The following is a 12,328-nucleotide window of genomic DNA, read 5'->3' on the forward strand; positions in this document are numbered from 1 at the left end:
ATTAAAAAGTTAATTGTAAACCAAACGCACATTGTTTCATCAAAGGATAGGTAATGCTAGTCCCAATTTCCGGATCCATTCCGGGAAATTTCGTCCATGTCTTTAGATTATCTGCACTGGCATACAGACGTACCTTTTCAATCTTAACCTTCCTTGTGATATACTGTGGCAAAGTATATCCAATCTGTATATTTTTCAACTTTAGATAATTACCACTGTATTCCCAAAAGTCACTGGATACTCCATTTTTATTACCCAAACGAGGATAAGTTGCAGTAAGATTGGTTTTGGGACTTGTCGGCTTTTCCGGATCGTAAAAATAGTGATCATCAGCAATAAACTGATAAGAGTTATAGCCTGTAGTAAAAGCAGGTTGTGTGACCCAAATCAAATGGAAGCCGGCAGCTCCAGATAATAAAGCAGAGAAATCGAAATTTTTATATGACAAGGAAAGATTAAAGCCAAAATAATATTTGGGCATATTAGAATGTCCCGAAAAATCTTGATCGTTAGAATCACCATAATTACCATCACCATTTGTATCCTGATAGATCAAGTCACCATACCACAACTGGTTCTTAGCGACTTGCGTATTTCCAGCAAACTTATATCCGGATTCCATCATCATCTTTACCCACGCCATATCCTGCTCTGTGCGTATAACACCATCCTTCGGACCGGCATTAAGGTCTAAAATGCCACTGCCATCATAATTTCCGTTACCACGGTATACTTTATATATGTAAGTTTCACCTAACATATACCCTTCAGCAATTCTACCACCAAACCCATTTTCTGAAACTTCTGCAAAGTTATTTACATATTGTCCATCTTCTCCCCAATACTTTTGCAATGCACCTTTGTATTTCTCAACTCTATTCTTATTGTAAGAAAAGTTTCCTCCCAAACTATAACAGAAATCATGTATATGACTATTCCACTTTATTGATACTTCCAATCCTTTATTATTTACTTCCGCTATATTCTCAGTAGCTGCTGTTTTAAAGCCCATCGTCATATAAATGGAAGGAGTAAACAAAATACCTGTCGTATTTTTATTATAATACTCCACCTCACCGGTCAATCGGTTGTCAAAGAAACCAAAGTCTAATCCTACATTCAAAGCTTTGGTAGACTCCCATTCAAGATAGTTGTTTCCTATTTTTGAAACCGCTAACCCCATGGTTTGTTTACCGTCAATTACAACAGGTGCTGTACCATAAGTACCCTGCCATGCATAATCTGAAGTTCGATTATTTCCAGACTTTCCATATGAGAGCCTTAATTTTAAATTTGACAAATAATCTTTTGTTCCGGCCATAAAATATTCTTCCGAGAGACGCCATCCAAGAGAGAAAGAAGGAAATGCTCCCCAACGTGAATCAGGAGAAAAACGGGAAGAACCATCATAACGAACATTCGCTTCGAACAAATATTTTCCTCGATAAGCATAATTGAGACGTCCAAAATATGATTGCATACGCCAGTTAGTAGCCGAACCATTTATTGAATTCATTTTTGTTGCAGAATTCATATAAATCAAATACCATGAACTCATCCCCTCTTTGGTTGCATCAAAAGAATCCGAATCATAAAGGGAGCCAGAATAACCTGCTAAAAGGGCAAGATCATGATACTTCCACAAAGTTGTATTATAACGAATGAGCAAATCCATATTCACCCGTTTCGACTTCAATGCATAATTATAAATCGTCGCACGATTCAAAGAAGCCTCTTCACGTACCTCATCTTTTACATAATCCCATCTCACTCCAGAAGAACTTCCCCATTTATGCACGTCCTGACGATAAATCTGGTAATTATATCTACCTTCTACTTGCAGTCCTTTCAAAACATCAGCAATAAAATAGCCAGATAATGTTGCATTGAATCTTTCATCCTTACCACGACGGTCAAGATAAGTTAACACATTGTTTGCAGTTGTCGACTCTTCCGCTGATGCCGGTATACCATATTTACCAGGTTCTCCCGGATAAATACCTGGAACACTTATCGTTAAATATTGAAAAGCACCAGCAACACCGGCAACACCTACATTTTCTTTATTACCATACACATTGGCTCCTACAGTAAGCCAATTTCCGACTTTACCTTCCACACGAGACTGTATTGTCACTTTTTTCTGCCCGGAATTAATCCCCCAATGATTCATAATTCCAGGATTATCTAAAAATCCCAATGCAAGCGAATAGTTCATCTTATCAGAAGAGCCTGCCATCGAAATATGATGACTTTGTGAAAGTCCGGTATCAAATAACACATCAAACCATTCCGTATTAGGATAAGCTATGTAATTAGGAACTCCGTAATCATTTAATCCCATCGGATCTTGTTTAGCTGCTCTCCATAAATCAATATTAGGTTGAGAATAAATAGGTACATTACCAATGTTAGTTGCAGTCTCGTTTACCAAATCCATATAATCAGCATAATCAGACACCAACTTCAATTTATTAATAGCTTTCTGAACAGAAACGTAACCATTATAATTAAAGCGTGGTTTACCAGAACCTTTTTTTGTCGTAATAAGTATAACACCATTAGCCCCCTGTGAGCCGTAAATAGCGGTAGAAGAAGCATCTTTCAATATACTGATACTTTCAATATCATTGGGATTAACAGCATCCATATCCCACTCTACTCCATCCACTAATACTAACGGATTACTATTATTCAGAGTACCCGTACCACGAATACGAATGGTAGCCCCTGTTCCAGGCTGACCACTGGACTGCGTCACACCTACACCTGCACTCAATCCATTCAATACTGCAGAAACGCTAGCAATAGGACGGCTATTCATCTGATCATCCAACTTAATATACGCTACCGACCCTGTCAGATTTACTTTTTTCTGCGCACCATAACCGATAACAACTACTTCATCCAACGTTTTAGTATCTTCCTCCAAAACAATAGCGATCTGTTTACCCACAGAAACACGTGCTATTTGCGTCTGATAACCAAGATAAGAAATTTGCAATCGTGCTTTAGATGAAGAAACGGAGAGTTTGAAAAAACCATTCATGTCTGTTATTGTACCGTTTTCTAGCACATCTTTCTCCGACACACTAGCACCAATAATCGGATCACCTTGTACATCTAATACAGTACCAGACACAATCACTTTCTTGTCTTGTTGTGGTAACTGTGCCTTAACAGATAGTATAATCTTTTTGTCCAGCACTGAATATATTACATTCGTACCGGCAAATACTTCCTTAAGCACACTAAAAATATTACTTTTATCAGCGGAAATTGATACGCGACGATTCAAATCGACATGTTTATTATTGAAAAAGAAGTCAAAATCTGACTGCGCTTCAATCTCTTTCAAAACGTCCTCCACCCGCTGATTACGTACATCAATACTGATTAAAGCCTTTTGAGCGTAACTATCGGCTGCATAGGTCAGCCCAATAGAACATACTAAGAACAAAACCAATAGTCTCATAGATAATGGGATTTTTTTTGAGGTTAGCCAAAGTGACTTTACCACCCATAAAAATTGGATGCTAAAATAATTTTGCATAATTTTGTAATGACTTAAAGTTAATAAAAAGTTTATCTAAGCTTGTCGCCAAACAAGCATCAAAAAGATTTACCGATTTCCATACGGGAAGATACGCCAATATCCTCCCGTATGTTTTTGTTTAAGGGGGTCTGCCGTTCATTGCATTTTTGTTTTAAGGTTAATCAATCAATATATTTCTATTTTACTCTTTTCATCTTTTATATCCGGCGAATCAAGATAACGCCAACGGATTTGAGAAGAAAGCTGGAAATATTCCAAAATACGTTCAAGGCGTTGATTAGTAAACGTACCAGTAAATGAGTCTCCTTTCAAACGGTCGTTTTTAATAATGAATTCCACATTATACCGCTTCTCCAACATTCGCAATCCCTCTTCGAGAGGAGTATTTCTAAATATAATCTTTCCCTCTTTCCAAGCTATTTCCGACTCACCGGAGGTGGCATAAAGCTGCACTTTACTGTCTCTTGTATCATAGACCAGTTTTTGTCCGGGATCCATCAGTACCTTTTTCGAGACATTGTCAGATGAATAAATAAAACCTATTTTTCCTTCAACCAATGTTGCTGCAATCCGGTCTTCTTTTTCATAAGCCTCTACATTAAAATGAGTTCCCAGTACTTCGATCTGTGATTGGTGGGAAGTAGAAACTATAAACTTCTTTTCCGGGTTCTTGGCTACTTCAAAATAAGCCTCTCCCTGCAATGTTACATTTCTCGTGTCGCTATCGAAGCGTGAGGGATAACTTAAGGTAGATTCGGAATTCAGGAAAACCAATGTGCCATCGGGCAATGTCAGAGAAGTCATCATTCCGGGATTTGTTTTCACTTCCATCATTTGTGCCAATTCCTGTTCGCTTCCTCCCCAATGTTGTACCATCAGAGTAACGAGAAGTGGAATGAACAGCACTGCTGCCGCACGTTGCGCCCATTCCCACCATGTCGTTTTCCTTTGTCTGTTACCTGTCATTCTACTTTTCACCTTTGTCAATGCTTTCTCTGTGTCGACTTTCGTCATGATGTGAACGGTATCTGTAGCAAGATAAAGAGCATGTATCTGTTTGGCCATCCGCCGGTTTTCTTCCGACTCATCCATCCACATCTCAACCTGCAGACGCTCTTCTTCCGTTGCCAGTCCCTCACAATAACGGGGAAGCAATTCTTCTATTGTATTTTTATCAGTCTTATCCATATTCGTATTTTATTGCCTTTTACTATAAGACAAGAGAGACTTGTGGAATTCCTAAACCAAATCTCATTTTTTTTCAGAAAATCTTTGTTTTCTTATAAAAAAGCTATATTTGCAGTGAAATATCAAACTAATACATGAAAGAAGTTCACCTGTCAGAAAGCAATTTCCTATTATCTGCTATACAGCGAGGCGACCAAAAAGCATTTGATGCACTGTTTCGGAGGTATTATCCGGCACTGTGTGCCTACGGCCATCGCTTCGTCGATCTGGAAGATGCGGAAGAAATTGTGCAGGATTCTCTTTTATGGATTTGGGAGAACAGAGAAAATTTGTTTATCGAAACCTCGCTTAGTTCGTACCTCTTTAAAATGATATACCGCAAAGCTCTGAACAAGCTTGCACATATTGACGCCACTCAACGTGCCGACACTCGATTTTATGAAGAAATGCAGGAGATGCTACAAGATACGGATCTTTATCAAGTCGAAGAGTTGACACAACGCATCAAGGATGCCATTGCCACATTGCCGGAAAGTTACCGGGAAGCTTTCGTGATGCATCGGTTCCGGGATATGAGTTATAAAGAAATAGCGGAAATTCTGGGAGTATCTCCCAAAACTGTAGATTACCGCATTCAGCAGGCATTAAAGCAACTACGCGTAGATTTAAAGGATTATCTGCCTTTATTGCTACCAATTCTATTTCCTTAAAATAAACCAGCTATCTATTTTCTTATCTATTACGTTCTATTTACTAAAGTACTAATAGATAACTTCCGTTGTATTAGGGATAAACTTACATTCCCCTACTGCCAAACTTCTTTTTGGCTAAGAGAAATCTATAATTGCAAGCTTCATTTATAAAAACGGAAGTTCTGATTATATAATTGCAAGTTTCGTTTATACAATCAGAACTTGCGTTTATAGTTTCTTCTTAGTCAAAGACAACTTATCCAATAAGGGAAAGGAAGTTTGCAATAAGAGCATAGCAACTTATCTACTGATAGATTGGAGAGAAATAAAGCATTAATTCTGCCGATAAGGTAAGGTAAACCAGAAAGTAGATCCTTTGTTTTCTTTCGACTCCACTCCTATTTTCCCTCCCAAGCGGTCTACAATCGTATGGCAGATAGAAAGTCCCAGTCCGGTACCTTGCACAAAGGAATTGTACTTCACAAACCGTTCAAAGACATGGATACACTGTTCAGAAGACATTCCACAGCCAGTATCCGACACATAAAAATAAATCGTTTCGGAGTCTAGCAGACGATACCCCATACGAATGGTACCCACTTCTGTAAATTTGATGGCATTAACAATGAAATTGGCAAGTAGCTGAATCAAACGGTTCTTATCCGTATATAATGTACATTCGGGCAGTCTCTCCACAAATGTGAAAGTCACATTATTGTGTCGCAGACGTAACTGCATACTCTGCTCGATTTCTTCAAGCGTCTGATTCACATCAATCAAGGCAGGATAGAAATCGAATGTACCGGCTTCAATCTTCGACAAATCCAGAATATCATTAATCAACTGGAGCAACAAATCCGTATTTGTTTCAATGAGGTCTGCATATTCGGACATTTCTTCACGGTTTTCGACATGAGGAAGCATATTGGAGAATCCTACAATAGCATTCAAGGGCGTACGTATCTCATGACTCATATTAGCCAGGAATGCGGATTTCAATTGATTGGCCTGTTCCGCTTTTTCCATTGCTTCATGCAGACGACTATATGCTTTCCGAAGAATGCTGATATAATATATGATAGCAACAATCAGAATTAACAGGAAGATGGAACAGACAATAATTTCAACAGAATACTGCTGAAAAAAAGTCTTGGGCTCATTGACATAAACAGCATCGGCCGGGTAACGGTATGACGGTATATTATGAGCTTTCAATACCGGATAACAAAGATAGGCACTTCCTTTCCCTCCCACTCCACCGGGAATATTCCGGGCCTGTTCACCCTTCAATATCCGATCAAGAATCTCCAGCAGAGAATCGCTGAAAGATTCTGCCGAGACATAGTATCCACCCGCAAAAGTATTGTTCGATAAATCTTCGTGAGAAAGCAGGAACAGAGGCGAAGGAGTAAAATTAGTGATAATCTCCTGAATGTGATCGAAGAGATAGTTGTTATCATTCTCGTTATGCGACTCAAACCATGAATAATAGATAATCCCCGTATTGGATTTATAGCTGCGCAACGTATCGAGTAGCATTTCCGTGGATAATTGAGTGGTGGAAAGAAGCTCCAGACGCAAATCAGGAAAGTTTTCCTCTACGGCTTCTTTCACATCTCGGCGGGTTTCTTCACTGATATACCGATCGTCTGAAATAAAAGCCAGACGTTCCATGTCAGGTATCAGTTTATAAATTAAATCTACGGTCTCCTTGACGTAATAATGCTGCTTCAAGGAAGTGATATTATATTCCCGTCTCCATTCTTCCGCAGAAACACTGTTACTTTCTGTGAGTGGAGCATGAGACAGCAGGATATCCAGAGAAGCAGGCAGACGATCGCGGGCATTTGTCACAACTACCGGGACATCTTCCCATACATCATCAAATAATTCGCGGCAAACAATCCATCCCGGATCTCCAATCATCACGATAGCAGTGGGAGGCTCCGGATACTTCTGACGCAAATGGGTGACTACGGCATTCGCCTCCATCTCATTCACCAGAGCAGGTACGGAAAGCGATTCCGCCTTCACAGAAACTCCTTGTTTCTGAAGAGCATCATGAAGACACCAATAAAAGTTTTTAGCCCAAGGCAGATTGAAATTAATCGAGTTTAAAACCAGTACTTCTTTATTTGTATTTTCGGTTCGGGCTGACGCAGGTGATAAGAATCCTTCAATAAAAAGGAATAATCCAAGGAGGAATGGAATGATCCGTAACGATTGTTTCATTTGTGGTATTCTATAAATAGCGGAAGCAAAGATAGTATTAATTTCTTTAGTGCAAAAAAAAGGCATCCCAAAACGAATTGAGATGCCCTTTATTATATAAAATTAAGTATCAAAGGATTATGATTTCTTCAAAGCCGCAATACTTTCTTTCAAAGAATTAATGATGCTCTCTGCATCGGCTTGCTTCTTACGTTCCAGTTCAAGAACGGCAGCCGGAGCATTATTGACGAATTTCTCGTTGCTAAGTTTCTTCATCACTCCCTGCAAGAATCCTTCTTTATGCTTCAATTCGGCTTCCATACGGGCGATTTCGGCTTCCACGTCAATCATATTACCCAATGGCACGGCAAATTCGGTCGTTCCTATCATGAAAGAAGAAGCACCTTCTGATTTGCTTTCTACCACTGTTACGGAAGACAGGTTACACATCTTGATAATCACCGGATTCAATTTCTCTACCGGATGAGTGCCTACAACCTGCAATTCGAGTTCTTCTTTCAGAGCAATGTTTTTCTGCAAACGGATGCTACGGACATTACTGATGATTTCCTTAGCTACTTCAAACTCTGCCAGGAATTGTTCATTTGCTCCGACCGGTTCAAACAGTTGAGTAACCATCAAACTTTCACCCGGTTCACGCTCACGCAGTTGTTGCCACAATTCTTCTGTGATAAATGGCATAAAAGGATGCAGCAATTCAAGCAGACGCTCGAAAGAGCTAAGAACCATACTATAAATAAAGCCATTAACAGGCTGTCCATAAGCAGGTTTCACGATTTCCAACAGCCAAGAAGAGAATTCATCCCAGAACAGTTTGTAAACCAGCATCAACGCTTCGCTCAAACGATATTTGGAGAAGAGATCGGCCACTTCAACAGCTGCCGCATCCAGTCTTTGGTCAAACCACTGAACTGCCAGATGTGCATCGGTAGGGATCTCAATAGTACCTTTGGCATTTGTCCAGCCCTTAATCAGACGGAAAGCATTCCATATCTTGTTGCAGAAGTTACGTCCCTGTTCGCAAAGTGCGTCATCGAAAAGAATATCGTTTCCGGCAGGAGCAGAAAGCATCATACCCATACGTACTCCATCGGCTCCGTATTTCTCGATCAACTCCAACGGGTCGGGAGAATTACCGAGTGACTTGGACATTTTACGTCCCAGTTTATCACGAACGATCCCTGTGAAGTAAACGTTCTTAAACGGCATCTGTCCTTCGTACTCGTAGCCTGCCATAATCATACGGGCTACCCAGAAGAAGATAATATCCGGTCCTGTCACAAGGTCGCTGGTCGGATAGTAATAGTTGATTTCTTCGTTACCCGGATTGTTGATTCCGTCGAACAAAGAGATAGGCCACAACCAGGAAGAGAACCAGGTATCCAGACAATCTTCGTCCTGACGGAGATCTTCGATTGTCAAGGCGGCATTGCCGGTTTTCTCTTTCGCTTTTGCCAATGCTTCTTCTGCTGTAGCAGCTACCACATAACCGCCCTCCGGGAGGAAGTAAGCAGGAATGCGATGTCCCCACCACAACTGACGACTGATACACCAGTCTTTGATGTTCTCCATCCAGTGACGGTAGGTATTCTTGTATTTTGCAGGATAGAACTTCAGTTCATCGTTCATTACCGGAGGCAATGCCATGTCTGCAAAATGCTGCATCTTGAGGAACCATTGCATAGATAGTTTCGGTTCGATCACTACGTTGGTACGTTCCGAGTAACCTACCTTATTTGTATAGGCTTCTGTCTTGTCCAGCAGTCCGGCAGCTTCGAGGTCTTTCTCTATCTGTATACGAACATCGAAACGATCCATGCCGATATACATACCGGCAGCTTCGCTCAATGTACCGTTATCGTTGAAGATATCAATGCTAGGCAGGTTGTACTTTTCACCCAGCATATAGTCGTTTACGTCATGAGCAGGAGTCACTTTCAGGCAACCTGTACCAAATTCGATGTCTACATAATCATCTTCAATCACAGGGATGGCGCGGTTTACCAGCGGAACGATCACTTTCTTACCTTTCAGCCATTCGTTTTTCGGGTCGTTCGGGTTGATACACATCGCTGTGTCACCCATGATTGTTTCAGGGCGGGTAGTTGCCACTACGGCATAGCGTCCTTCCGGATCACCTTCTACTTTATAGCGGAGGTAATATAGTTTTCCGTGCTCTTCTTTGTAGATCACTTCCTCGTCAGAAAGAGCGGTCAATGCCTTCGGGTCCCAGTTTACCATACGGACACCACGGTAGATCAATCCTTTATTGAACAGGTCTACGAAAACTTTCAGTACACTTTCACTGCGTTTCTCGTCCATAGTGAAAGCAGTACGATTCCAGTCGCAGGATGCACCGAGTTTACGAAGTTGTTTCAGGATGATACCTCCGTGTTCGTCTGTCCAATCCCAAGCATGTTTCAGGAATTCGTCACGAGTCAGGTCGGTTTTCTTGATGCCTTGAGCAGCAAGTTTGTTTACTACTTTAGCTTCAGTAGCAATAGAAGCATGGTCAGTTCCCGGTACCCAGCAGGCATTCTTGCCTTCCATACGGGCACGACGAACTAAAATATCCTGAATGGTATTATTAAGCATGTGTCCCATGTGCAACACACCGGTGACGTTCGGGGGCGGAATGACGATGGTGTAAGGTTCACGGCCATCGGGTTTCGAACTGAATAAATGATGGTCCAGCCAATACTGGTACCATTTTCCCTCCACGTCAGCGGGATTGTACTTACTTGCTAATTCCATATTGTTTTATGTATATATGATAATGTATATTCTAAAATAACGGGTGCAAAATTAATAATTTAAATTCAAATCTTACCACCCTCGGGGTGTTTCTGTGCACGGAAAGAGAATTTATACCCCTCATAAAGAGCGAATCCGTAGAATAAAGCAGTCATTGACATCACATTTTCCAGCATAATAGAGAATATTTCTCCATAGTCTACGCTTACCAGAACGTCAAAATAAGACATTTTATAATCTTGGGAAATATATCCGATAATGGAAAAGAAATCACCCAGGACACAACTAATCAGGGATAATGCCGCACCGATAATTCCGAAAATGGGACGTATTCCTTTCCCTTTCCGCATGGCAAAGCCAACCATAAACCCGATAGCAATGGGCATAAATCCAATCTGACGACCCGTAGAAACAGATATCAGTCCCCATGCCACCGCACCCACAATACAGGCAGCGACTGCGTACAGTACTCCTTTGGAGAGATTCTCTTCGGCAAGCATTTCTTCTTCTGTCATAGATACCGGGAAGTCTTCCGGCTTGGGAGGGGCTAATCTTTCCAGCTCTTCATCTTTCTCAAAACTTTCACATTCTTCTTCAAAAGCAGGAAGTTCTCTGGTACGCTTACAAACAAGACCTTTACCATTCACGAAATCACGTGATACGCAATTCCGGCAATACTTTTCAATTTCTTCTGATGTAGCCATCTCTTATCCGGTTTATGTTGAATGACTTTCCCTATTATACAAGTTATAAAGCCATTGTTAACAGATTTTTTGCAAATATAGAGGTATTTTTTCGCGCGACGTCTATTTAATGCATATTTTTGTTGACTGATATTAGACAAATGATGAAAAAGAAGCCAAATGTAAGATATTTAGCCTTAGGAGCAATCTTAATCCTAGTGTGGCTAACGCAATGGATTCCTGCTCTGGCAACAATCTATTCGCAAACAATCTATCCTTTTATCTCTTACGTTTTGTCGTTTTTTTCCAATTTATTTCCTTTTGCGATAGGAGACTTATTTATCTTCCTTAGTATTGCGGGCGTGATTATTTATCCAATTTATGCCCGTCTCCGTAAAAAGTTGCCTTGGAAGAAAATTTTATTGCGCGACGGCGAATATCTGTTGTGGATTTATGTATGGTTCTATCTGGCTTGGGGACTGAATTATTCTCAAAAGAACTTTTACCAACGAACCGAAATCCCGTATACAGCCTACACTCCCGAAAATTTTCAGGAGTTCGTTGACGACTATATCACCCAATTAAATCGTTCGTACACCCCTGTAAATAGTATCAACCAGGATTTGATACGGGAAGAAACCGTACGAATCTATAATCAGTTAAGTGATAGCTTGGGCGTGCACCGACCTCCGCACGATCATCCGAGAGTAAAGACCATGTTGTTTACTCCGTTCATTTCCATGGTAGGAGTAACCGGTAGCATGGGGCCTTTCTTCTGCGAATTCACCCTTAACGGAGATTTGCTTCCCGCTAACTACCCCGCCACTTATGCTCATGAACTAGCCCACTTGTTAGGTATCACCAGCGAAGCGGAAGCCAATTTCTATGCCTATCAGGTTTGTACCCGTTCACAGGCAATGGGTATCCGTTTCTCCGGATATTTCTCTGTACTGGGGCATGTACTGGGGAATGCAAAAAGATTACTTTCAGAAGAAGAATATGCAAAACTCTTTCAACGCATCCGACCGGAAATTATTGAATTAGCCAAGAATAATCAAGCCTATTGGGCTGCCAAGTATAGCCCGGTAGTGGGAGCCGTACAGGATTGGATATACGATCTTTACCTGAAAGGAAACAAGATAGAAAGTGGCCGCCAGAACTACTCGGAAGTAGTAGGGTTATTGATTTCTTACCAGGAATGGAAAAAATGAATTAAATAGATA

At 40.7% G+C, this 12,328-nt stretch carries 7 protein-coding genes; 2 read left to right on the plus strand and 5 right to left on the minus strand.

Features of this window, described 5'->3' with window-relative positions; translation table 11 throughout:
• Position 1 precedes the first annotated feature (1 nt).
• Together KSX81_RS03830 and KSX81_RS03835 are read right to left on the minus strand one after the other, a co-directional pair.
• Entirely contained in the window at positions 2-3,475 is a 3,474-nt protein-coding gene (locus KSX81_RS03830; RefSeq protein ID WP_229070454.1) for a TonB-dependent receptor, read from the minus strand.
• 246 nt (positions 3,476-3,721) lie between these two features.
• Entirely contained in the window at positions 3,722-4,744 is a 1,023-nt protein-coding gene (locus tag KSX81_RS03835) for a FecR family protein (protein WP_118418986.1), read from the minus strand.
• A gap of 134 nt (positions 4,745-4,878) precedes the next feature.
• Between KSX81_RS03835 and KSX81_RS03840 the strand changes: the two genes are divergently transcribed.
• Positions 4,879-5,454, plus strand: a complete 576-nt coding sequence (locus KSX81_RS03840) for an RNA polymerase sigma-70 factor (RefSeq protein ID WP_004301854.1) — start codon at positions 4,879-4,881, stop codon at positions 5,452-5,454.
• Between the two features lie 315 nt (positions 5,455-5,769).
• Here the strand turns inward: KSX81_RS03840 and KSX81_RS03845 are convergent, their stop codons facing one another.
• From KSX81_RS03845 to KSX81_RS03855, 3 genes are all read right to left on the minus strand, one after another.
• Positions 5,770-7,668, minus strand: coding sequence for an ATP-binding protein (locus KSX81_RS03845; RefSeq protein WP_115484333.1), 1,899 nt, complete (start codon positions 7,666-7,668; stop codon positions 5,770-5,772).
• A gap of 117 nt (positions 7,669-7,785) precedes the next feature.
• Positions 7,786-10,422 carry a valine--tRNA ligase gene (locus tag KSX81_RS03850; protein WP_004301852.1) on the minus strand — a complete coding sequence of 879 codons (2,637 nt, stop codon included), beginning with the start codon at positions 10,420-10,422 and terminating at the stop codon, positions 7,786-7,788.
• Between the two features lie 65 nt (positions 10,423-10,487).
• Entirely contained in the window at positions 10,488-11,126 is a 639-nt protein-coding gene (locus tag KSX81_RS03855; protein WP_004301851.1) for a hypothetical protein, read from the minus strand.
• Positions 11,127-11,266: 140 nt separating this feature from the next.
• Here KSX81_RS03855 and KSX81_RS03860 point away from each other — a divergent pair, with 140 nt between their 5' ends.
• Entirely contained in the window at positions 11,267-12,316 is a 1,050-nt protein-coding gene (locus tag KSX81_RS03860) for a DUF3810 domain-containing protein (RefSeq protein ID WP_118418987.1), read from the plus strand.
• Positions 12,317-12,328 lie beyond the last annotated feature (12 nt).

Source organism: Bacteroides sp. MSK.18.37, from assembly GCF_019129155.2.
Classification (GTDB): domain Bacteria; phylum Bacteroidota; class Bacteroidia; order Bacteroidales; family Bacteroidaceae; genus Bacteroides; species Bacteroides ovatus.